Annotated in this window: 17 protein-coding genes and 1 pseudogene; 12 read left to right on the forward strand and 6 right to left on the reverse strand. The window is 60.1% G+C overall.

What is annotated here, in order from left to right; translation table 11 throughout:
- The first annotated feature begins 222 nt into the window (after positions 1-222).
- The 6 genes from P0R31_RS10160 to P0R31_RS10185 all read left to right on the forward strand — a co-directional run bounded on the left by P0R31_RS10160 (position 223) and on the right by P0R31_RS10185 (position 9,441).
- Positions 223-1,563, forward strand: a complete 1,341-nt coding sequence (locus tag P0R31_RS10160) for an O-antigen ligase family protein (protein WP_275513955.1) — start codon at positions 223-225, stop codon at positions 1,561-1,563.
- An 81-nt stretch (positions 1,564-1,644) separates the two neighbouring features.
- A complete protein-coding gene (locus P0R31_RS10165) occupies positions 1,645-2,595 on the forward strand; it encodes a glycosyltransferase (protein ID WP_275513956.1) in 951 nt (316 codons plus the stop codon).
- Complete coding sequence (locus P0R31_RS10170; RefSeq protein ID WP_275513957.1) at positions 2,592-5,351, forward strand: hypothetical protein; 2,760 nt, start codon at positions 2,592-2,594, stop codon at positions 5,349-5,351. The genes P0R31_RS10165 and P0R31_RS10170 overlap by 4 nt, the downstream gene beginning before the upstream one ends.
- A gap of 121 nt (positions 5,352-5,472) precedes the next feature.
- Positions 5,473-6,954 (forward strand): sulfotransferase family 2 domain-containing protein, encoded by a 1,482-nt coding sequence (locus tag P0R31_RS10175; RefSeq protein WP_275513958.1) that lies wholly within the window; start codon positions 5,473-5,475, stop codon positions 6,952-6,954.
- Between the two features lie 76 nt (positions 6,955-7,030).
- Entirely contained in the window at positions 7,031-8,461 is a 1,431-nt protein-coding gene (locus P0R31_RS10180) for a sulfotransferase family 2 domain-containing protein (RefSeq protein ID WP_275513959.1), read from the forward strand.
- Between the two features lie 65 nt (positions 8,462-8,526).
- A complete protein-coding gene (locus tag P0R31_RS10185) occupies positions 8,527-9,441 on the forward strand; it encodes a glycosyltransferase family 2 protein (RefSeq protein ID WP_275513960.1) in 915 nt (304 codons plus the stop codon).
- Positions 9,442-9,445: 4 nt separating this feature from the next.
- On the opposite strand, the gene P0R31_RS10190 is transcribed toward P0R31_RS10185, so the two are convergent.
- Positions 9,446-11,293 carry a hypothetical protein gene (locus P0R31_RS10190; RefSeq protein ID WP_275513961.1) on the reverse strand — a complete coding sequence of 616 codons (1,848 nt, stop codon included), beginning with the start codon at positions 11,291-11,293 and terminating at the stop codon, positions 9,446-9,448.
- Between the two features lie 231 nt (positions 11,294-11,524).
- On the opposite strand from P0R31_RS10190, the gene cysD reads away from it, so the two are divergent.
- The 4 genes and pseudogenes from cysD (at position 11,525) to P0R31_RS10210 (ending at position 15,710) form a co-directional block, all read left to right on the forward strand.
- Entirely contained in the window at positions 11,525-12,430 is a 906-nt protein-coding gene (cysD, locus tag P0R31_RS10195) for a sulfate adenylyltransferase subunit CysD (protein ID WP_275513962.1), read from the forward strand.
- A complete protein-coding gene (gene cysC / locus P0R31_RS10200) occupies positions 12,414-14,312 on the forward strand; it encodes an adenylyl-sulfate kinase (RefSeq protein ID WP_430516815.1) in 1,899 nt (632 codons plus the stop codon). Before cysD ends, cysC begins: the two co-directional genes overlap by 17 nt.
- A gap of 296 nt (positions 14,313-14,608) precedes the next feature.
- Positions 14,609-14,760 (forward strand): annotated as a pseudogene (locus tag P0R31_RS10205) (DUF5989 family protein).
- A 161-nt stretch (positions 14,761-14,921) separates the two neighbouring features.
- Positions 14,922-15,710 (forward strand): class I SAM-dependent methyltransferase, encoded by a 789-nt coding sequence (locus P0R31_RS10210; protein ID WP_126255403.1) that lies wholly within the window; start codon positions 14,922-14,924, stop codon positions 15,708-15,710.
- Positions 15,711-15,727: 17 nt separating this feature from the next.
- On the opposite strand, the gene P0R31_RS10215 is transcribed toward P0R31_RS10210, so the two are convergent.
- The 5 genes from P0R31_RS10215 to P0R31_RS10235 form a co-directional block, all read right to left on the reverse strand.
- A complete protein-coding gene (locus P0R31_RS10215) occupies positions 15,728-16,681 on the reverse strand; it encodes an NAD-dependent epimerase/dehydratase family protein (protein ID WP_275513963.1) in 954 nt (317 codons plus the stop codon).
- Between the two features lie 57 nt (positions 16,682-16,738).
- Positions 16,739-17,629 carry a transketolase family protein gene (locus tag P0R31_RS10220; protein ID WP_275513964.1) on the reverse strand — a complete coding sequence of 297 codons (891 nt, stop codon included), beginning with the start codon at positions 17,627-17,629 and terminating at the stop codon, positions 16,739-16,741.
- Positions 17,613-18,395: a transketolase gene (locus tag P0R31_RS10225; RefSeq protein WP_275513965.1), complete on the reverse strand. Its 783-nt coding sequence runs from the start codon at positions 18,393-18,395 to the stop codon at positions 17,613-17,615. Before P0R31_RS10225 ends, P0R31_RS10220 begins: the two co-directional genes overlap by 17 nt.
- Positions 18,395-19,159 carry a hypothetical protein gene (locus P0R31_RS10230; protein ID WP_275513966.1) on the reverse strand — a complete coding sequence of 255 codons (765 nt, stop codon included), beginning with the start codon at positions 19,157-19,159 and terminating at the stop codon, positions 18,395-18,397. The genes P0R31_RS10225 and P0R31_RS10230 overlap by 1 nt, the downstream gene beginning before the upstream one ends.
- 167 nt (positions 19,160-19,326) lie before the next feature.
- The gene (locus P0R31_RS10235; protein ID WP_343299305.1) at positions 19,327-20,052 is read right to left on the reverse strand and encodes an NAD-dependent epimerase/dehydratase family protein; all 726 of its coding nucleotides are present in this window, start codon (positions 20,050-20,052) and stop codon (positions 19,327-19,329) included.
- A 443-nt stretch (positions 20,053-20,495) separates the two neighbouring features.
- Here P0R31_RS10235 and P0R31_RS10240 point away from each other — a divergent pair, with 443 nt between their 5' ends.
- On the forward strand, positions 20,496-21,026 hold the full coding sequence (locus tag P0R31_RS10240; RefSeq protein ID WP_275513968.1) for a dTDP-4-dehydrorhamnose 3,5-epimerase family protein: 531 nt from the start codon (positions 20,496-20,498) through the stop codon (positions 21,024-21,026).
- A gap of 4 nt (positions 21,027-21,030) precedes the next feature.
- A complete protein-coding gene (locus P0R31_RS10245; RefSeq protein ID WP_275513969.1) occupies positions 21,031-22,005 on the forward strand; it encodes a GDP-mannose 4,6-dehydratase in 975 nt (324 codons plus the stop codon).
- The last annotated feature ends 29 nt before the right edge of the window (positions 22,006-22,034 follow it).

The raw sequence follows: 22,034 nt of genomic DNA on the forward strand, positions 1-22,034 counted from the left end.
GAGGCCTTCCCTCGAAGGGTGGACGGTTCCTGCGCAAAGCGCTACCCAAATATCGCATTCACTGAAAAATGAGGCGCACGATCAACGGACCGGGAAACGCATCTTTTGTTCGAGTCCAGCATGCGGTTGTTATGACGGAGAGATTCAATCACGTGCGCGACAGCGCGCCGGGCAGCCCTTTGGAACCGATGCTTCGAGCCCGAATTGGCCCGAGGGACGAACATGACTGAGGCGATGCGTCGCAGTCCGGCAGTTTTCGGTTGGGCCGCCGCACTTGCCTCCAAGTGCCGCTGGGGCGTGCTGTCTCTGGAGGCCAATCTCCTCGTGGTTCTCGCGGCGGTGGCTTTGCCCTGGTCGACGAGCGCAGTCTCGATATTATTCGGACTCTGGCTGTTAACGCTGGTGCGGCTGTTACCCACCTTCGAATACCGCGCGTTCCTGCGCTCGCTCGCCAGTCCGATATGCCGGTGGCCGCTCGCCTTGGTCACACTCGGCTTGGTTGGAATGCTGTGGGGCGATGTTTCGTGGCAGGATCGGCTTCAAGGCTTCAGTCCCCTTGCCAAGCTGCTGGCCCTTCCGCTCCTATTCTACCATTTCTCCCTCTGGCCCCGTAGCGCCTGGGTTTTTGGCGGGTTTCTGATCTCCTGCGCGATTCTGATGGGGCTGTCCTGGATCGTGTGGTTCGTTCCGGACCTGGCGTTGGCGTCGGGCAGGAGCCCCGGCGTACCCGTGAAGAACTATATCGACCAGAGCCAGGAATTCGCATTGTGCATGGTGGCGCTAACGCCATTCATTCTCGATTTCTGGAAGCAAGGTAGATATGTGGCCGCACTGGCCTGCGCGGCCCTGGTGCTGGGCTTCTTCGCCAATATGGCCTTCGTGGTGTCGGCCCGCGCGGCGCTAATCTATGTCCCGACGCTGGTCGCCGTGTTTGCCTTCTCGCATCTGGATCGTCGGGCGACGACGCTGCTGTTCGCAGGTGTCGTCGTTCTGGCGGCTACGGTGTGGTTCGCGTCGCCCTATCTGCAGGCACGCATCGGCGCGTTTGCGCTGGAGTATCACGACTATCAGCAGAACATTGCCGCATCGACCGGCCGGCGAATCGAATACTGGCAAAAGTCGCTCGGCTTCTTCGTGGATGCGCCCTTGATCGGCCATGGAACCGGTTCGACGCGACATTTGTTCGAGCAAGCCGCGGTTGGGCAATCCGGGCTTGCCGCCGAGATCACCAGGAATCCGCACAATCAGACGCTCGCCGTCGCGGTCGAATGGGGCATTGTGGGAGTAGCCGTTCTGTACGCGATGTGGATAGCGCATGCGCAACTATTCCGCGGCCAAGGTCTTGCGAACTGGATCGGGCTATTGGTTGTCGTCCAAAATCTGGTGAGTTCCCTTTTCAATTCTCACCTGTTCGATTTTGTCGAAGGGTGGATGTACGTGCTTGGCGTGGGAGTTGCGGGCGGCATGAAGCTTGGAGCACAGCGACGCCCTGGAGAATCTCAGGGCGCGCCGCGCGGCAGCGCGTCTGCCGTTGCCGGTGTGCCTGGGCCTTCGCGGCTTTGAAAACCTATCCCAGTTCGTCTAATGAGGGTGGGAGCCCCAATCCAGCAACCTAAGAGCGCCAGTTTTGATCGCGGAAGCTGAATGCGAATTTCAATTATCACGCTGACCATTGATTCGTCGGACTATGTCGATGAGGCCATTGGCAGCATCGAGCATCAGGGGCCTTACGAACTTGAGCACATCGTCGTCCACGACGGTGCCGACGGCTTTATCCGGCGCCTGGCGCAGAAATACCCACACATCAAATTCGTCGGTGGCAACGGGACCGGCGCCACGGCTGCGGCGGCGCTCGGCGTCCAGGCTTCGACCGGCGATTTCATCTTGCTTGTTCACAGCGACGACCGGATTCGACCGGGTGTGCTTGGCCGATTGGCAAGCGAGGCGGCCGCTCGTCCCAACGTGAGGATCTGGACTGGCGGCGCGCAGATGTTCTGCACGCTCCCTGACGGCGAGGAGCTCGTCGTGCGCCGGATGGTTGGCGAAGACATGACCCGGTTGTCGCTCGAGAATGTCTGCGATGATATGCCTCTGTTGTCGGCACGGTTCTGCCATCGTTCGGTATTTTCCCAGATCGGCAATTTCGATCCGATGTTCTCAGAGAGCAGCGACCGCGAATTCCTGCTGCGGGCGACCATCGCCGGCGTGCGGGAAGGTTCGCTGAACGTCGTCGTGTCCGAAATGAGAGTGCACGACGAATCGCGCACCATGCACTTCCGCAAGGGCTTTACGCCGCCCTACCTAGAGGAGCATGTGCACATCGCCGACCAATGGTTGGCCCGTCCGGATATTTCCGCCGAAGTCCGGCGCTTCCTGCGAAACTGGCGGGCGCGCGAGATGGTGAGGCTCATTGTCTATCAAGGCCGCGCCGGGCAATGGAAGCAGGCGACACAGGCATGTTTCCGCGAAGAATTGGCCGACCCCTTGTGGATATTTCGCGCCTTGAGCATCGTGGAGGCGCGCCGGCTCCGGCACAGGTTCTACAACGCGAAGGCCGTCGACCGCCTCCGCCTGACCGAAACGAGTGAGGCATGAGCTCCCGAAAGATCGCTCCCGAATTCTCGTTCCGATTCACCGCTGAAGACATCCGCCATGCCTATGGTTCGGCGGACACCGCTTTCGCTCGCGGCGATTTCTTGAACGTGACGCAGATGGCGCCCGCGAGTTCGGAGCTGCGGGGTTGTGCGCTGATCCTCGGCGGCCTGCTGGAGCAGGGCCTGGCGCTACTCGATGGCCTCGCAACGGTCGGCGATCGGGCGAGGCTGTGCAGGGCACTCGCATTCTGGTCGCTGAAGCGGGATGGGGAAGCGGACGCGGAATTGGCGAGAGTTGGCAGTGCGGAGTTCATGTCGGCAGCGGCGACCTTCCGCAACCTGATCAAGCGCGACGACGTGACCATCTTCGTGCCCGGCGCGATCCTGTCCGTATTTCCGGAACATCACTCCGAGAGCTTCATTGCGCCGGCCTACAAATATGGATCGATCACGGTCAAGTATGTTGGAAGTCAGCTTGCCAGCAATGCCTACGACTATTCGCCGACGGACTCGCTTAGCGAATTCATCGACAATCTGCCCGAGGGCGAGCGGCCGGACCTGATCTTCTCGTTGAGCCCGCAATGGCTGGTGGCAAAGGACTTCCACAAGGTCACCGTTCCCAAGGTGATCTGGTGTCATGACTCCGACGCCTTTCAATACCGCAACGCCGACAATTATGGGCTCTACGATGTCGCGATCTGCAACTGTTCGCAGGAACATTTTGAGCTCAGCCAGGGCACGCCGGGTCTCTATTGTGCAGCCAATCTGCTGTTGCACCCGATCGCGACACCGTTTCCCGAGGCATCGCCGCATCGCGAAAAGCTCGTCGACATCATCTTCACCGGCTCCGCATTGGCGCCATTCCATTCCGAAAAGCCCCGCTTCCTGTTCAACCTTTCAAGCCTTGCTCCCCGTTACAAGGTGAAGGTGATCGAAGGGCATATGCCGGAGAAGGACTATTTCGAAGCCGTCTCGCACGCGAAATTCCTCCCCGTCGTCAATCGTTATGCCGGTTCGCCATCGCCGCGCTGGCGGGACGCGCTGTCCAACGGCGCGTTTCTGCTGTTTCCGGAAGGTTCGTTCTACGACGAGATCGCGCCTGGCTGCTATCCGTTCCGCGCGGAGACCATGACGGCCGACATCGCTGCGCATCTCGATCGCTGCGCAGCCGGTCATCCGGACTACGAATTCGCGACCGTCGTACCTGTGGTGAACGAGCGCTTCGCGATCCATCGCGAGCCGCGTGAGGAGAGCTATCAGCGGTTGCTGAAATATGCGCTGTTCATGGGACTGGTTTGGCGCCACGCGACTCCGGTCCCCAAGCGACAGCGCCAGCGGAGACTGGTCTGGCTGACGCCGGCGGTCGATTGCGGTTGCTTCGGCACCGATCATATCCGCGAGCAGATTGCGAATTTCTGCGACGGGATCGGACCTGACGATTTGTCCGACGAGATCGATTACAACAACGCGGCGCATTTGCATGCCCAGGCGGTGTTCACGTTCCACGAGAATCGGAACGCCGGCAAATGGGCGGCGCGGGCCGATGAATATTTCAGGGAAGGCCTGGCGCGCTTTCCGAATTCGCTATTGCTGCTGTTCAACGAGGCGCATTGGAGCTTCTTCAAGCCCGATGCGGATTTTCGGGCAGCCGAAAAGAAATTCCTCGCTATCATCGATCGGGAGGCCGAGCTCGTCTTCGATCCGCGCGGCGCGGACGTTGCCTTCGCCTACACGCTGCACGGCAATGACGAGGTGTTTCCCTGCTACGAATATGCCGACGTTGCGACCAGCGAACTGACGCTGGAAAGTACGCCCGAGCTCCGCGATCGAAAGCAGTTGCCTTACAGCACGCGCGACATCATCGTCGCCGCCTGTCATGGCTATGTCGGCTGGGCGAAGCTCAAACGCAACGACAATAAAGGTGGTGTCGCCTGGTTGCGGCGTGGCGCGGAGCTCTATCCGCAGGGGCTGCCGATGTTGCGTCTCTATTTCGACACGTTGCTTCGGCTGGCGGCGAAGGTTCCGAAGTTTCCGGCAATGCTGGCGTCAGATCTGGCCGAGGCTTTCATTGCGGTGGCAAATGTCAATCCGTCGATCCTGCTCACCCATGTCTATACCGTCGTTCCGATCCTTGCCGAGAACGGCGAGCGGCAGGCGGCGCGAGAGGTGCTGGCAGGGTGGCACCAGCTCTCCAACATCGTCCATAAACTCCGGGTCGACGACGAGGCGCATCAACTGGCGTTGTACGGATTGCTCTGGAATCATCGCTCCCTGCTTCCCAAGTCGCTGCTGGACCGGATCGACGAGGCGCTCTGGGACAGGGAATCCGTTAAGGATCTGACCCAGCTCGAACGGCGCATGATCGAAGTCGCGCGGATCAGCGAATTCCCCAACAGAAAGCGAAAGTGGTGGTCTCTCAGGTCTGCAAAGGCTCAGGCAGACGACCAGATCGCCCGCTTGCTGGCAGAGAGCGGCTATGGGCAGGAGCGTGTGGTATTCTCCAGCATCGTGCGCGCGATGAAGATCTGGCTGCGCGCTCCGGGCGACGTGCGATGGATCTACCTCAAGAAGGCCGTGCGCCTCGGATTGCGCGGCGACGTCAAACAGGCGCTGGTCCGTACCCAGAGATGGTCAGCAGTCAGCAAATGGTCCAAGGGTGAAGGCTTGAACGCGCTTCCCCGGCCACGGAGACGGGGGATCCCCTCGTTGCGGACGTGGCTGATACGGCTGGGCAGGAACCCTATGCGGCGTGAGTGACCGGCGCGTACCGATTCTAAGGTGGATTCGGAAGACACGGGGATTGCCCTGAGGGCGATCGTCGCTCAGGATCGAGGCGGTGGTGAGGAGGGGCTAAATGGGGCGTGGCGTTCGACTCCTGATGAAGATTCCGGCCGTACGGCGCGTGATGGTGAGACTGTGGAATGTTGAAGAGGCGATTGCGAAGCAGCAAGCCACGCTCGAGGCACTCGAACTCCATCGGGCGAATGTGGGAGATGCGATCGCAAAGCAGCAGGCCGCGCTCGATACGCTCGAAGCTCATCATGAGCAACTGAATGCGGAACACGCGGAGATCGAATCGCAGGTTCGAGCCGGTCACGACAAGATCGATGCGCTGATCGTGCAAGTGAACCAGTTGAGTGCCGATGGCGAGAAACTCGAAGCCCGGCTGGCCGAGGTGTCGCAGCACCTGCCACCGGCGCACCGCATGAACCTGGAGGCTACGCTCCACGGACAGCAGCTTCAGCTCGGAGCGTTGAATTCGACGATCAGCGCGCAGCAGATGCAGCTTGCGGCGCTCAACGACATCGTTCGCCAGATCACGGCGGCGGCGGCAAGCGTCCCTCCGGTCACGGCTGCTCCGGGTGGGAACGCCGCGACAAACGCTGTGCAGACCAGCGAGCCGGTTGCCCTCGTTGCGGCCAGGATTCAAGCGGGGCAGTCTGTTGTCAGGCCCTATTCGTTCGAGCAACTCCTGAGCCGGCAAGTGGAGAGATTTGGACCGGACCTCGTCCTGAATATCCATGTGCCAAAGACCGGAGGCCACACCGTCAACGCGCTGTTCCGCCAGATGGGATTTGTTCCACTTTCGCTCGACATGAACACTAACGACTTCTTCGGTTCGTTTCGGGAGGACGTGTGGCGGAAGAACTACGCGGCTCCTTCGCCGCGCAATCCGTACCTACTTACAGGGCACATGCGTCTCGACCAGCCGATCTTTCGTCGGCTTTGGATGCAACATGTCGTGTTGACGGTGCTGCGCGATCCGATTGAGCGGATGATCTCCAACTACAACTTCATGCTGCGCCGCCCTGCCAATCCCTGGCATGACGAAGTAGTTAAGGGGGGGATGTCGTTCGTCGAATTTTCAGCAAGAATGCTCGAAGCCATCGGCCCGCAATACAGCTTCTTCGACGATACCGGCCAAGGGACATTCGCCCGGACCGGAACGGCCTCGGCTCAGCAGTGCTTCGACAATCTGCTCAACAAGGTCAGCTACTACGGACTGACGGATCGCTTCGACGAATTCGCCGTGACGACCGGTTATGTTACCGGGCGCGCGAGGATTTTGGCCTTACCACCGATGAACGTTACGAAGGAAACCGAAGATCTCGGTTACCCGCCGAAGACCGACTTGACCGATCAAGAACGAGACGCCCTCACGACAGCGCTCAAGGACGATATCTGGTTCTATCAGCAGGCAGTCAAGGAGTATGAGAGGCGCATGAGAGATCCGCGCCTGCAAGCCGTTATGGCGCAGGTGCTGCCGCTGGTTAAGTCGAGTCGAGAGATGGTGAGCAGGGTTTTGACGTTGGACGATCCGATGGACCCAGGTCTTCGCACATTCCGGCCCGTTCGGTGATTCGAGTCTTTCTATGCAAGCTGATGTGATGATCGGTGTAAGGACTCGCTAGATGGGACGTGTGGTGCGAGTCCTGATGAAGGTGCCGGCCGTGCGGCGCGTTATGTCGCGTTTGGCCAATGTGGAGGCCGCGATCGAAAAGCAGCAGCCGTTGCTTGATACTCTTGGCCATCATTGGGAGGAAATGATCGCAAGCCAGGTCCGTCAGCATGACCAGATGCAGGAGGCGATGACCAGGTTTGCGAGCCAGAGGGCGCGAATAGCCTCTATTGGAGATGCGGTCCATGGTCAGCGAACGCAAATCGGTGCGCTGCTTGAGCAGGCGCAGGCGGCGACGCCAGAAGTTCTGCGAGCGCAGCAAGCGCAGATCGACGCATTGCGCGCGCAGCTTCGCGAGTTGACCGCGGCGAGCGAAGGCCACAGCGCTGCTTTGGCTGAAGTCTCGCAGCATTTGCCGCCGGCCCAACGGGCGAATCTCGAGGCCACGCTTCATGGACAGCAGCTTCAGCTCGGAACCTTGAACTCCACTGTCTTCGCGCAGCAGACGCAGCTTGCGGCACTCAACGATCTGGTTCGGCAAATGAGCACAGGGGCCGGAAACAAGTCGGCGGCGGTCATTGGTGCGGAGGGCGGGAATCGCAACGATCAACCAGAAGCACCAGCCTTCCCTCCGGCTACGACCCCCGACAAGAGCCTGGAACAAGAACTCTTGGAGCTGGGTGGAGGCAAGGGGACTGTATATCGTTTTGACGATCTGCTGGAACGGCAGGAATCTCCGGCACCGCCGCTGATATTCCTTCACGTTCCCAAGGCCGCTGGATCAACGCTCAATAGCCTCCTTATGAAGAGCTACAAGTTTCGTGCCGATAGCAGGGGGGACAGCTTCTTCGCGCGTTATACGCCGCAGGAGTTGGTAGACTGGGCAAGCGTGCCGAGGTCGGTAGATGACCGGACTCGACCGGTTTTCTTTACCGGGCACATCAATCTCGACAATGTAATCTTCCGCTCTATGCCGGCCAGGTATGTTGCCATCACGTTGCTGCGCGATCCGATCGAGCGAGTCATCTCGCATTATCGATTCAATTCGACCCAGCCGAGCGTATTCCAGGATGCCATTCGGGACGAGGGTCTTTCGATCGTCGATTATTGTCGCAAATTCGCTGGCACGGTCCGAAATCAATACGAGGTGTTCGCGCCCGACGGCGGCGTCGATGTCGCGCTGCGGCGTTTGGCGGAGGAGGTCTCGTTTTTCGGGCTTCAATCGGAGTTCGGGCAATACGTCGACGCCTTGGGTCGCCTGCTTGGGCTTCCCGTCAATCCCTATAAGATGCTGAATATGACGACGCCCGACGCTGCCGGCGTAACGCAGGACCAGATTGCCGAGCTTCAGTCACTGTTCGCGGATGACATCGCATTTTACAATCGAGCGGTCGAGATCTACCACGAACGCCTGGCGCGAATGCCGAAGCTGATCGCCGAACATCCCTGGACCAGGTTCTATTCATAGTTGCCTGGCATCTTTCCGATGAGAGTTGTAGCGAGATGTCAGTGCGGTCGCCTCCCATTCCGAGATTGACCATCATCATTCCGGTTCGCAATCGGCAGGAGCTTGGAGAGCGAGCGTTGAGGAGCGCTGCGGCGCAATCCGTGTCGCAAACCGAGATCGTTGTGGTCGACGATGGCTCCGAGCCGCCATTCGAGATTCCGAGTGACCTCCGCTCGAATGAATCGATCAGACTTCTCCGTCAGCCTGCTAATCTTGGCGCGGCTTCCGCAAGGAATACCGGCATAGGCTCGGCCGGTGCCGACTGGATCGCATTCTTGGATTCGGATGATTATTGGCTTCCGGGCACGTTGGCGCCCCGGCTGGAAAGCGCCGAGGTGGATTTCGCTATCGACCGCAATCCATTGGCGGTCCACGCCGCGGGTTTCATCCTGGAAAGTTCGATTGCGAAGCGGCTGGAGACGCGCATACCTCGCGAAAGTGGCGATCCCCTGGATTTCGCGAGCGCCTGCTGGTTCGCACCCGGTTCGACCCTATTGGCGCGGAAGGAAGCGTTTGATTGCATCGGGCCCTACGATGTCGAACTGCGTCGTCTTGAGGATCTGGACTGGTTCTTGCGGCTGGCACTCCACGGCGGCAGCCTGAAGGTCTGGAGCAGGCCAGCTGCAGTCATCGCGGACGAATCGCAATTTCCCGGCGTCCATTTGACGCAAGCGATCGCGCGCCTGAACCGCAAGTATTTTGCAGAAGGAAGTCCGCATCGTCTTTCCGGCGAGCTCGCGCGACGGCTCAGGGCCTACTTGAATATCGAACGCGCCGCGTTCTGTTTGACCCAAGGACGCTGGCTGGGTTTGCTGTTTTATCTGGGATGGTCGTTTGGCCAGGTCCCTCGAACCACCTTGCATTTGTCGCGCTTTTGGCGTTTTGAGGCGCCCCCGCCCGACATCGGGCCGGCTGGTGACGTCGGCGAGCGCAAGCGCTGATTGTCTACCAGCAGGTAGCTTCAGCCTGTCGGTTGAATTTGCCTGGCTTGCCGACCTCACGGGCAATTTGCGACGCCAGATCCGAATGTGCGCTCCAATTCGCGAGATTGGTCGCTATGCCGGTGAGGTGCGCATCGATGTTTGCCGATGTCAGGCGCGTACCAAAGTCGGCAGGAACCGCACGATTGGGATCGGTCGAGTCGAATATCCGGTCGAGAATGAGATCGCCTGTCTGTTTTCGATAGTGCGACCGCTCCCAAAACCAGCGCATCGGCGAACGGTCCCCGAGCTCAGGTATCGGCTCGGTGGTAATGGAGTTGGGCGCACTGAAGTCCCAAAGGGGGAAGGGGTGCCGGCCGGCTCTTGATGCCTCTTCCTCGTTGATCCGGACCAGCTCATTGAGCCAGAATGCGTAACGCTCTCCGAGCCCCAGAGCTTCGATTGTGGCGCGGACCACGGCATGAAGCGGTGTCACGAACAGCCGGAGATCAGTTCCGCCGGCGTAGGCCTTCCTGATCATGAAACGAAACGGATCGAATGTCGTCATTCCCGTTTCGGGATTTGTGAAACAGTATTGCATCTTCGGCGCAACCAAAATGGGATTCCAGCTCTTCAGCAGCCTGCGAATGACCACGGTCGTGCCGCCGACCCGATCCAAAACGGCTTCCTGACCGTGCCAGACTCGCATGCCCCGGGAATCGAAAACGACGGGCTCGGACTGTCCGCGAAGAGTCGCGATGGCGTCGCGAAGAGTGGTCGTCGAGAACAGCAGACTGAACCGGTCCCTGGCCAGATAGTCCGCATCGCTCAACGAGGGATACCGTAGCATCAGGCTGTCGAGCATGGTTGCGGGAGCGGTGGCCCCCCTGAGGCCCTGCTTGCTACCTGTCGCGGCGTAGTGCAGGTAGCCGTCGCGATATTCCCCGCGCGCTATTCGAATTCGCACAAAGGGATTGGCGGCGAGATATCGCGCTTCATTCCAATCGGCCGGCCTGAAACCGCCCAGCCGTCCTTCGACCCGTCCGGCTGCGAGCCAATGATGATAGCCGTTTACGAAAGGGCCGTCCTTGACGGCGGCGGCAACGTCGGGATTGACTTGGAGGTAGCCCGCTTCGTCCCAGTCTGCGGGCATTGCGGCCCCTTTGCGGCCTTCGGTCCGGCCGGCCAGCTCGAAGTGCTCCCGGCCGGACTTGAATTCCTTGCGAAGGATGGCGGCTTTCACATCCGCATTGACGGCAAGATAAAGCGCTTCGTTCCAGTCACCCGTAGGGGCCGCCGGTGTCGCCGCGGATTTCGGGCGATCGCGAAGCGCGCCGTCGAGATACCAGGCAAATTCCCGAACGGCGCCCTCGTCAAAGCGCTGTTCCTGCAATGTCAAAGCGAGCGGGAAGTTCATATTGAAAGCAAAGAAATCGAGACCGACGACAGCCTGCTTCAGCGGAGCGCCGTGCTTCTGCGCGTGCAGGAATGCGAGCATCACGGCGTAGGAATTGGACGAGGGAAGGGCGAAATTGAAGACGGTGCCTGGTGCCCAGCCATTATGCCGGGGATCGATGCCGACCTCGACCCTCGAGCTCCCCAGTGAAACGGCGCTAGGGCGCAGGCGGGCGACCTGGTACGGCTTGGCGATGACCACCTTCGGCTCGTAGGCGGGGCGCACGACGTTGATGCCGGGCCAACTCGGCGCCCCCCCAACGTAGTAAGGATCGACCGCAATCGTAAAGCCGGCGAATGCCGCGGGGGGAAGCAGCAGGAATGCCAAAACGGCAAATGCAAATCGGCGATAGTCGGTCTGCGGTTTCGACGCCGCGGTCCCGAATGGGACATCGCCCGGTTGCCAAATGAGCGTCAAGCTGACGTCCCGATCAATTGCGTGCTCTGACTATAACCGGTCCACACTGGAACGAACAAGCGGTGCGGCTGGAGCTTAATGCCAGGCTCCATGGTGAGACGCCTCGAAATCCACTCGTAAACGGGCTGGTCTGCTTCGCAATCGTATGGCAAGTTTTGACATGCTCCCGGTATGCCTTGCGCGAAATGAACGCCCCGGATGCGCCGACCCCGACAAAGGGCAGCGTCGGTGATGAATCATCTGCCCGATGATCTGCGTCGCCTGGAAGCGGAAGCGATCTTCATCTTCCGTGAAGTCATCGCCGAATGCCGCAAGCCGGTCATGCTCTATTCGATCGGCAAGGACTCCTCGGTCATGCTGCATCTGGCGCGCAAGGCGTTTCATCCGGCGAATCTGCCGTTCCCGCTGTTGCACATCGACACCACTTGGAAATTTCGCGACATGATCCGGTTTCGTGATGAAACAGCGGAGCGTCTCGGGCTCGATCTCATCGTCCACATCAATCGCGCAGGGCTCGAGCAGGGCATCAATCCGATTCAGCACGGCTCCGCCGCCTACACCGGCGTGATGAAGACCGACGCATTGAAACAGGCGCTGACTGCGCATGGCTTCGATGCTGCGTTCGGCGGAGCGCGGCGTGACGAGGAACTGAGCCGGTCCAAGGAACGCGTGTTCTCATTCCGTTCGAAAAACCACGTCTGGGATCCGAGAAATCAGCGTCCGGAGCTGTGGAACGTCTTCAATTGCCGCATCGCGCCAGGCGAATCCATTCGCGTCTTTCCGCTCTCCAATTGGACCGAGCTCGATGTCTGGCGCTATATCGAGCATGAGAACATTCGGGTCGTCCCGCTTTACTTCGCGGCACGACGGCCGGTGGTGAGGCGCGGCGGAAACCTCATCATGGTCGATGACGCGCGGCTGCCGATCGGCGCCGACGAGGTCGTGCAGGATCTTGCCATCCGCTTCCGGACGCTGGGCTGCTATCCGCTGACAGGTGCGATCGAATCAAGCGCAGCGACGGTCAGCGATATCGTGCGTGAGCTGGAGACGGCCTCGATGTCCGAGCGAGAGGGCCGGCTGATCGATTTCGATCAGACCGGATCGATGGAAAGAAAGAAGCGTGAAGGCTATTTCTGATCCAAAGGTGAAAGCGCCATCGGGCCGGGAGGGAGGAGCGGTCCAGCGCGACTTGCTGCGCCTCATCACCTGCGGATCGGTCGACGACGGCAAGTCGACAATGATCGGACGATTGTTGCTCGATTGCGGCGCGGTGTTCGAGGACCGCCGCCGGGCGCTGGAGCGGGATTCGAAGGCCGTCGGGACGACCGGCGACGCACCCGACGCCGCGCTGCTACTTGATGGGCTGCAGGCCGAGCGCGAGCAGGGCATCACGATCGATGTCGGCTATCATCACTTTGCGACGCCGCGCCGGCGTTTCATCGTGGCGGATACGCCTGGCCATGTGCACTACACGCGCAACATGGTGACGGGAGCGTCGAACGCGGACCTGGCCGTTCTGCTGGTGGACGCCAGCCAGGACATGCTGGAGCAGACTCAGCGGCACAGCTTCATCTGTGCGCTACTCGGCATCCGGGACATCGTCCTCGCCGTCAACAAGATGGATCTCGTCGATTTCGACGAACGTATCTTTAGTGGCATCCGCGATGCCTTTGCCGGGTTTTCCAGTTCTCTTCATTTTCGGAGCGTCATGGCAATTCCGACATCCGCCGTGCTGGGCGACAATGTCACGCGGCGCAGCGGCCGCATGGCCTGGTATCACGGACCGACGCTGCTGGAACAACTCGAAATCGTCGAGATCCACGCCGATGCGGCGCCGCAGCTCCGGATGCCCGTGCAATGGGTCAATCGGCCGGATGCGACGTTTCGCGGTTATGCCGGGACGGTGGCGTCCGGCGAACTGCATCCGGGCGACGAGGTCCTGATTGCGCGGACCAACGTTCGGACACGAATTGAGCGGATCGTGTCGATGGACGGCGACCTGGCGCGGGCCGGTGCGGGCGATGCCGTCACGGTGCTACTGGCCGACGATATCGACGTTTCGCGCGGAGACCTGCTCGCCAGTCCGGACAAACCGCCGCAGATTGCCGATGCGTTCGCTTGCGATCTCGTCTGGATGTCGGAGGCCCCCTTGTTGCCGGGGCGCAGCTATTTGTTGAAGTGCGGCAACCGGACCGTCGGGGCCACGATCACGACTCTGAAGTACCGAGTCGACGTGACGAATTATGCGCACCTGGCGGCGCGGCAACTTGCGCTCAACGATATCGCCTACGTCAATATCGCGACCGTCGAGCCGATCGCGGTCGATCCTTACCAGGAGAACCGGACGACCGGCGGCTTCATCCTGATCGACCGGTTGACCAACGAGACCGTCGGGGCCGGCATGATCCGCTTCGGCCTCAACCGCGCCGCCAACATTCACCACGCCGATTTCGACGTCACCAAGGCTGCACGTGCGCAGTTGAACGGTCAGCGCCCGATCATCATCTGGTTCACGGGGTTGTCGGGCGCGGGGAAATCGACAATCGCGAATTTGCTCGAACGGAAGCTATACGCATTAGGCAAGCGAACTTACCTGCTCGATGGCGACAATGTCCGCCAAGGATTGAACCGCGACCTCGGCTTCACGGAAGCGGACCGGGTCGAGAACGTTCGCCGCGTCGCCGAGACGGCCAAGCTTTTCGTCGATGCCGGCCTGATCACGCTGGTTGCATTGATCTCGCCGTTCCGCGCTGAACGACGGATGGCGCGCGCAATCGTCGCCGCAGACGAATTCATCGAGATATTCGTCGATACGCCGGTCGAAATCTGCGAGCAGCGCGATCCGAAGGGACTCTACCGCAAGGCAAGGCGCGGAGAGTTTCGCAATTTCACCGGCATCGACTCGCCCTACGAGCCCCCGGAGCATCCGGACTTGATCCTGGACACGGCAACCGAGAGCGCCGAACATCTCGCCGACAAGGTGATGCAATTTCTGCGGAGGCGCGGCGTACTGGATTGATTGGGTATGGCGATCTTCGAAACTCGATCATCAGCAAGATGTTCCGGTCCGGGATCGAGCACTACCTGGCTGCCGGAGCGGTCGAGATGCGGAATATTCGCTGCGACTTCCATCCTCTTATTAGCGTTTCGGCCCCGCGGAGCCTTCCATTGCCGGAGGTTGCAACCCCTGGTCGCTAAAATCTATTCCCGATCGATCTGGGACATGCAATAGTTCGCGGAAGCTTGTTGAATCATGCGCGAAAAGCCGTCGGCGTCCCGCCCGGACTCGATGCATCGTCGCTTCCGAGGTCGGACATGCTCTCGTTTCTGAGCGAATTCTCGATGTTCCTACGGGTCCGGAAGAAGTTCTGGCTATTGCCGATCTCATCATGACGCTGCTATTCGGCTCACTGCTGGTATTGTCGAAAGGCTCAGCGGTCGCGCCTTTTATTTACGCGATTTTCTAAATGGACAGCATCAGCACATGACGAGTCATTCCCTTGAGACGAAAGACTTCGCGCGCCTTCTGGGACATCCCGCGGATCAGTTGCCGCCAGGCTGCCTTGCCGAGATCGCGCGATGCAACTGGCGATATGACTGGATCGAAGGGGAGCAACTCGATGATGTCGTGACCGGCCTGCTCGAACGCATCCGCCGCAAGGAGTTTTCGATTGTCGTCCCCGGCGACAAGTCGCGCTGGATCAAGGGATGGGGCGAGAACCTCGCTGATTTCGTGACCAGCAAGGGCGATGTCGACGCGCTGGCGCCGAAATATGTTCGTCCGAACATGCCGGTCCGGCTTTACCGGCGGTATGCCCAGCCGGTCGAGCCGAACTTCGAGCAGAACTGGCGCAAGGTATATCAGGAATGGCTGTTCCGAACCTATATGGTGGACAGCGAACAGATATTTGAGTTCGGATGCGGTTCAGGTGGCCACGTCAGTGTGCTCGCGCAGATGTTTCCGGACAAGAAAATCACGGGTCTCGACTGGGCCGAACCGTCCTGCGAGATCATCAACAACATGAAGAAATTGCGCGGCTGGAACACAGAAGGGCGTCTGTTCGATTTCTACAAGCCCGACTACGATATCGAGATTCCACGCAACAGCGTCGTCTATACGTTTGCCGCACTCGAGCAGGTATCGGATTCATTCGGCGCCTTCGTCGACTTCCTGCTGGCGAAGCGCCCCAAATTGTGCGTTTTCGTCGAGCCGATCTACGAGTGGTACGATCCCGCCAATTTCATCGATCATCTGGCCATGCGCGGGCATGCGATCCGTAACTTCCTGCACGGGATGCCGCGCGCGCTCCACGCCTTGCAGGCAGAAGGGCGTATCCAAATCGTCAAGGAACACCGCGTGGAATTCGGCAGCCTCTTGCACGAAGGCTATTCGCAGACGATCTGGCGACCCGTCTGACCGGCAGTAGGGTCCTGCTAGCTTACCGTCCGGGCGGCATACCAGCGGACGAGGTCGCCCAGTCCGGCCTCGATCGAAATCTGCGGCTCGAAGCCGAGGATCCGTCGAGCCTTTGATGTATCGACGGTCCGGATCGGGATCGTTGTCGGCTTTGATGCATCGAAGCGCGGCGAAACGTCGTGTCCTGCCGCCTTGAGGATGGTCTCGACCACTTGACGTATCGAAATGGCCGATCCGTATCCGATATTGATTGGATCGCAGGTCGCATGCTTCTCGATCGCGAGCAGGCAGCCGCGCACGAAATCCTCGACATGGAGAAAATCGCGCATTTCGCTTCCGCTTCCCCATACCTCGAACGGGTCTGCCTTTTCGACGGCCCTGCGCACCAGCGCGGGAATGACGTGGCTGCGGCTCGGTTCGAAATCGTCATACGGGCCGTAGACGGCGGTCGGCCGGACCAGCGCGATCTTGACGGTCGAGCGGCTGGCCACGAACTCGGCCAGATGTTCGAAATAGCGACGCATCCGGCCATAGCCGAGATAGGACGGATGTGGCTCTTGCTCGCCCAACTCGTCTTCCCGGATCGGGTGGTCTGTTGCGGGATAGACCGTGCTGCTGCTGAAGATCAGGATACGTTCGACTTTGGCCGCCCAGGCAGCGTGCAGCACCTGCGCCGTCAAATTCAGGTTCTTGACGATTCCGGCCATGGCGTCTTCGGACGAGCCGCCGGCGCCCGACACGGCGCCTGCCGCGTGAAAGACAAGCTGCACGCCCTGCATGGCTCTGACGCAATCCTGAGGGTCGGTAAGGTCGCCACGGACGATCTCGACACGGGAATCGGAAATGATCGGTGCGCGCTCGTGAAGGGCAAGCCGCACCCGGCCGCCCGCGTTCAGGAGCGCCTGGGCAAGGTGGGTGCCGATAAAACCGGCTCCGCCGGTCACCAGAGAAAGGCGGCGTTGAAAAAACATCAGCGGCCCAGATATCGTTCAGCGCGACCAGGCGCGAGGGGAATGCTCCGTCGGCGTTCAGCGAGCCCGGGCGGCCTGGGAGCGGTCCGCGAGCCGCGTCTGTACGGCACTACGTATCGAGGCCGGATCCAGGCCGATGCGTTTGCGGATGTCGTGCACGGTCCCGTACCAGCCGCAGAATGCGTCCGGCAGCCCATGATAACGCATGCGCAGGGCCGGCACTTCGGAAATCGCCTCGTAGAGTCCGTAGGCGTCGTGGACGACCAGGATCTCGGTATCGCGGAACTGCTCGATCAGCGCCTTGTCGATCGGCTTGAGGGTATGGAAATAGACGAGGTTGACCGGCAGGTCGCGGCACGCCTCCATCACATTGGTGAGGATCGGGCCCGCGGTCATCACGGTCAGGGGTGCGCCTTCGTCCTTCAGCACCGTGCCCTTGCCGAACTCGGTATTGGTCTCGATCGTATGGGGATGATCCGACAGCCGGTAATAGGTCGGCCGCGGGCTCCTGTACTGCGACCGGATCAGTGCGTCGACCTCCCGCTTGGAGCCGAGATGGAGGACTTCCATGTTCGGCAACATGCGCAACGAGGCGAGGTCGGTATAGGCATGGTGGGTTGCGCCGTCCCAGGCGTAATCGAAGGTCGCGCCGCAGGTCACGATGTTGCCGGCGAAATTGTTATAACACATGTCGAGCTTGATCTGCTCGAGACTACGATCGGTCAGGAACGGACAGATCGTATGCACGAAGGGGTTGAAGCCCTGCGAGCTCAGACCCGCGGTGACGCTGACCAGCGTGTTCTCGCAGATGCCCATGTTGTAGAACCGGTTCGGGTGCTTCTCCCAAAAGTCCTTGAACATGTAGACGCTGATGTCGCCGAGTACGATGACGATGCTGTCGTCCTGCGCGGCCAGCTCCGAGACGGTATTCTTAAATTGCGCCCGCATGGAGCTCCCCTTGAAGCTTGGTCAGCTCGTCCGGCTTCGGCGCACGCCGATGCCATTCATAGACATTCTCGGAGAGGGTTTCGCAGCCATAGCCCTTCACGGTGTTGCAGACGAGGATGCGGACCCGGTCGGTCGGCTTGGCGAGCGCTTGCTTGATGGCCGCCAGATCGTGGCCGTGCACCTCCGATACGTCGCATCCGAAGGCGGTGAAGCGTTCGGCCGGATTGCCGATCGGCAGGCAGCGTCCCTGCGACTGGTTGTTGTCGTACAACACCGTGAGATTATCGAGCCGGGTGTTGACCGCGACCATGACCGCTTCCCAGACGCTGCCCTCGTTGGATTCGCCGTCGCCGATCAGGGTGTAGACCTTGCGTTTCGTGCCGGCGATTTTGGCGGCGAGCGCCATGCCGACTGCGATACCGATGCCGTGGCCAAGCGAACCGGTCGAGGCCTCCACACCTGGAACCTTGGTGCGGTCGGGATGGCAGCCGAAGCGGGAGTCGAAGCCGCCGAACTCATAGACGTCCTCGAAGCTGAAATAGCCGTGCGCGGCGAGGGTGCAATAGAAGCCGAGCGACGCATGCCCTTTGCTCAGGACGAACAGATCGCGCTCCGGCATGTCGGGGCGCTTGGGATCGTGCCGCATGGTTTGGTAGACGGCGGTCAGCATCTCCACGATCGAGAACGACGTGGGGATATGGCCGTGCCCGCTCTTGTTCGAGACGTTGAGAATTTCCGACCGGATCTTCCTGCAGATATCGTCCATCAAAGCACCACGTAGGAGACACGCGCGGTCATCGGCATCCGCTCGACCTTGAGATTGGTGACGTCGAACACCTCGCGGAGAGCAATGGTCTCACCGGGGAAGATATCGTCAGCGAGTTCGTCGAACACCAGCACGCTGCCCTTGAACAAATGCGGTTTGATTGCTTCGAGCGCGACCTTGGTGGGCTGGTAGATGTCGAAATCGAAGATCGCGAGGGACACCAGCGTTTCCGGCTGGCGCTTCAGATAGGCCGGGATCGTTTCGGTCGCGTCGCCTTGCACCAGCTCGAATTTCTTCAGATGCGAGATCGGATTGAGCGCTTCCTGCAGCGCGAGAATTTCTCCGAGATACTGCTGGTAATTTTCGCTGACCGAGAACGATCCGTCTGTGGTCTTGCACAACTTGCCGTCCTTGTCGCTCATGCCCTTGAAGCCGGCGAAGGTGTCGAAGCCGATGATCTTGCGGTGCCGGTTGAACGGCTCGAAAATTCCGCGCAGCGCCGACAGCAGGGAAAGCGTCTGGCCCCAGCGAACGCCGAACTCCATCACCACGCCATGGGTGTTGATGATCTTGCGGTAGATCTCATAGAAAAACAGAATTCGCGAAAGCGATTTCGAGGATAGGAACAGGCCGAGATTTGCGAGGAGTTCGTCCTCCGGCAACGGCGCCTGCTTGAGCTTCTCAACGAATTTGAGCTGCAGGTCCTTCTCGCTTTGGCTCGAAAGCACGATGGCATCGTGCTTTTGCGTCTTGATGTCTGCCATGAAGCTCGCCTGGGGTGTCGCGGATCGGAGGTTGGCCATGTCTTGCAGCTGGTTTTATCTACACTGCGGATCATGGGCGCGTCTAGTGAGTGCCCGAGATCGCGGACACCTACGTGAAGTTGCCGTGCTATACAGGCGAAAGCTCTCGTTCCGCACGTCTTCGGGCATCAGGGGCCCCGCAGCCGACCGGTGCCGATATAGGCGGGGCCAAGCCAATCGATATACCTGTTCAACGTCTGCCAGGAGGGCCGAGCAAAGGCGGAGTGGAGCGCGCCAGCCTTGCGGCTGTCGACCGGCCCGATGTCATACGGATAGTCGCCATAGCGCACGGACAGGCCGAGCTGATCAACGATGCTGGACAAATGGACCAGGCCCTCTGATCCCAGATTGAACGCGCCGGTGTGGCCTCGATCCATGGCCTGAACCATGAATTCGATGATCTCGTCGTGCATCACGAAATTGTAGCGTGCGGTCGGCGCCAGGAAGAGCTGACAATCCCGCTGGGTCAGCGCCCGGTGGACCGTGCTGGCGCGAATGGAGGGACCGAGCAGGGTGGTCGTGCGCAGGATCAGGGGCGCGGTCGCGTGCTCCTGCACATAGAGATCGGAGAACAGTTTCGTGAAAGCATAAGGGCCGGTGAGCGGCAGCAGGTCAATGTCTTCATCTTCGCGGACGGCGCGGCCAGTCGGCGGATAGACGGCCAGCGTCGACACGAAAATGAACTTGCGATGCGGAATGTCGACCAGTTTTTGCGTCAGCAGGAAATTGTCAGCCATGTAGCCATAGGCCGTCTTCATGGAGACGTCCTTTGCGGCGTTGACGGCGCAATGGATGATGGCGTCGAACGGCGCCGCGGCGCGAATCGCGGGGTTGTCGATCGATGTCCCTCGCACAAAGGCAACTCCGCCGAGCGCGCGATGCACGGAGTGTCCGAGGCCGCTGCGCGCACCGGTGACAAGCACATTACGCGCGGGCCGGGTGGCGCTCGAAGGGAGAGTTGCCGCGACGATATCGTTCATTTTGTCAGGCCATCGATGGAGAGCTGAGCCGCCCGGTGACTTGCAGAGCTCCCGGCATCGACGCAACGAGCTCGACACGCCGACCGTGAGCTTCCGACGCGCGGCCAATTGGAAAATGTTGCCTGCTCGCGCGAAGCGGAGCGACACCGGATTTAGCTCGTCGCGGTAAAGTGCGTTGTGGACCCGCCGGCTTTGCGGGCCATGATTTCACCTGTGGTTGCAAAACAAGTTCGAGTTTGCGTGGTGCGGAAACGTAGCTATAGTTGGGGGTACAATCAATAAATGGTATTTGCCCGACGACCAATAGGGTGTTTGATATGACGGCTGATTTGCCGCCCAAGACACGAAAGACACCGCTGGACGGCGTGCTGGTCGTGGAGCCGCTCACGGTATTTGAGGACTTTCGCGGTGAATATGTCGAACTCTATAACGACCCTGCATACAAGGCCGCAGGCATCGCCTATGACTTCATTCAAGACGATATTTCGGTTTCACGGCAGCATGTCTTGAGGGGCATTCACGGCGACAGAAAGACGGCCAAGCTGGTTTCGTGCCTCCAGGGGGCGTTCTATCTGGTGGTGGTCAACAATATTCCGGAGTCGCCCCAGTATCGGCAGTGGACCGCCTTGACGCTGTCGGATCGGAAGCGCGAGCAGGTTCTGGTTCCGCCCGGGTTTGGCAACGGCCATGTGGTGTTGACTGAGTCTGCGATGTTTCACTACAAACAGACTACAACCTATGATCGGTCCTCGCAATTCACGCTGCTATGGAACGATCCTGAACTGAAAATCTGGTGGCCCATCCACACTCCCATCATTTCGCAAAGGGACGGCGGAATTTCCGTATGAAATCATGAAAGTCCTGATCACCGGTATCACGGGGATGGTGGGCAGCCATCTGGCGGAATATTTCCTGTCGGCGTTTCCCGAGATCGAGGTCCACGGGCTGGTGCGGTGGCGGAGTCCACTGCAAAACATCAAAGGCATTTTGCCACAGATCAAGCTTCATCAGGGCGACTTGCGCGACCTGAACTCCCTGGTCGTGATGATGCGCAGTGTGAAGCCTGATCGCATCCACCATCTGGCGGCGCAGTCCTACGTCGATATGAGCTTTGTCGCGCCTGCGGACACCCTGAACAGCAACATCATCGGCACATGCAATCTGCTGGATGCGATCCGAATCGTCGGAATCAATCCGAGGGTCCATATCTGCTCCTCGTCCGAGGTCTATGGGCAGGTGAGGCCCGACGAAGTCCCGATCACCGAACAGGCGCCGCTTCGCCCTGCAAGCCCGTATGCGGTCTCCAAAGTCGGCGAGGACATGATCGCCTGCCAGTACGGGCTGTCATATAGCCTCGACCTGGTGCGAACCCGCATGTTCACCCACACCGGTCCCCGTCGCGGCGATGTCTTTGCGGAAAGCTCGTTTGCACGGCAGATCGCACAGATCGAGGCACGCAAGAAGAGCGGCCCGGTGATGGTCGGAAATCTCGATAGCGTGCGCACGCTCGCGGATGTGCGGGATGCGGTGCGGGCCTACAAGCTGCTGCTCGACCACTGTCCAGGCGGCGAAGTCTACAACATCGGCGGCAGCGAGACGATGACGGTCGGCGACATCCTGGAGACTCTGAAATCGCTGGCACGCGTGCCGATCGAGCACAAGGTGGATCCAAAACGGTTGCGTCCGTCGGATGTCACGTTGCAGATTCCCGATTCCGGAAAATTCCACAAGGCGACGAACTGGAAGCCGGAAATTCCGGCGCGGCAAACGCTGAGCGATCTGCTCGACTATCAGCGCGAGGCAATTCGCGCCGAGGGGGCTTGCTGAGATCGATAGTCGTATGGGCGGTCTTCGCT

Origin of the sequence: Bradyrhizobium yuanmingense, from assembly GCF_029167105.1 — a bacterium.
GTDB lineage: Bacteria > Pseudomonadota > Alphaproteobacteria > Rhizobiales > Xanthobacteraceae > Bradyrhizobium > Bradyrhizobium yuanmingense_A.

Bases quoted from the DNA above. Each gene is read 5' to 3' on its own strand.
- P0R31_RS10225 (WP_275513965.1), bottom strand. From the start codon at position 18,395: ATGGACGATATCTGCAGGAAGATCCGGTCGGAAATTCTCAACGTCTCG.
- P0R31_RS10230 (WP_275513966.1), bottom strand. From the start codon at position 19,159: ATGGCAGACATCAAGACGCAAAAGCACGATGCCATCGTGCTTTCGAGC.
- cysD (WP_275513962.1), top strand. From the start codon at position 11,525: ATGAATCATCTGCCCGATGATCTGCGTCGCCTGGAAGCGGAAGCGATC.
- P0R31_RS10220 (WP_275513964.1), bottom strand. From the start codon at position 17,629: ATGCGGGCGCAATTTAAGAATACCGTCTCGGAGCTGGCCGCGCAGGAC.
- P0R31_RS10170 (WP_275513957.1), top strand. From the start codon at position 2,592: ATGAGCTCCCGAAAGATCGCTCCCGAATTCTCGTTCCGATTCACCGCT.
- P0R31_RS10175 (WP_275513958.1), top strand. From the start codon at position 5,473: ATGAAGATTCCGGCCGTACGGCGCGTGATGGTGAGACTGTGGAATGTT.
- P0R31_RS10215 (WP_275513963.1), bottom strand. From the start codon at position 16,681: ATGTTTTTTCAACGCCGCCTTTCTCTGGTGACCGGCGGAGCCGGTTTT.
- P0R31_RS10160 (WP_275513955.1), top strand. From the start codon at position 223: ATGACTGAGGCGATGCGTCGCAGTCCGGCAGTTTTCGGTTGGGCCGCC.
- P0R31_RS10240 (WP_275513968.1), top strand. From the start codon at position 20,496: ATGACGGCTGATTTGCCGCCCAAGACACGAAAGACACCGCTGGACGGC.
- P0R31_RS10245 (WP_275513969.1), top strand. From the start codon at position 21,031: ATGAAAGTCCTGATCACCGGTATCACGGGGATGGTGGGCAGCCATCTG.
- P0R31_RS10180 (WP_275513959.1), top strand. From the start codon at position 7,031: ATGAAGGTGCCGGCCGTGCGGCGCGTTATGTCGCGTTTGGCCAATGTG.
- P0R31_RS10165 (WP_275513956.1), top strand. From the start codon at position 1,645: ATGCGAATTTCAATTATCACGCTGACCATTGATTCGTCGGACTATGTC.